This is a genomic window from Psychromonas sp. Urea-02u-13 (assembly GCF_002835995.1).
Lineage (GTDB): Bacteria > Pseudomonadota > Gammaproteobacteria > Enterobacterales > Psychromonadaceae > Psychromonas.
The window spans coordinates 1-609 of record NZ_PJBZ01000238.1 but is presented as its reverse complement, the minus strand read 5'-3'; the positions used below and the strand labels follow the sequence as shown (position 1 = coordinate 609).

Here is a 609-nt window from a genome sequence, read left to right as displayed (position 1 = left end):
GCATCCTGTGGAAACCGAAGTTGCCCACAATGTTTGCATCAAACCACGTCAAATTGGCTCGCCAAACAAACCGATAAATTATTACCCGTACACTATTACATGGTGACCTTCACTTTACCCTATCAGTTCAGAGGCCTTGCTCGACAACATCCCAAAGCCATGTATCAACTGATGTTTCAAGTGACATCAAATTTATTAAAAGGCTTTGCGTCACGAGAAAATAAAGGCGATTTAGGATTTACCAGCGTATTGCACACTCATAACCGTAAAAGAGAATTGCATCCTCACCTACACATCATTGTCCCTTCTGGACGTTATGATGTAGCCAAAAAACAATGGCATAAAGGCGATAACAACTATTTGTTTAATGCGTTTTCACTTGCCAAAGTATGGCGGGCAAAAATGATTGATGCGATTAATCACAGTGCGGAGTTAACACTACCTAATGACATCCCTAAAAAATGGGTTGTCGATTGTCGTAAAGTGGGGTTCGGTTTGTCGTCACTACAGTATTTATCTCGTTACCTGTATCGCGGTGTTTTACCCGACAAAGACATCATCAAGCTAACCGACGAAAACGTAACGTTTCGCTATAAAGAAGGTGGTACG

1 protein-coding gene is annotated in these 609 nt (G+C 41.5%); it reads left to right on the top strand.

Going from position 1 to position 609, the window contains the following annotated elements; translation table 11 throughout:
* Window positions 1-609, top strand: a 609-nt coding sequence (locus tag CXF74_RS21590; protein ID WP_198552965.1) for an IS91 family transposase, incomplete at both ends; no start/stop codon positions are given.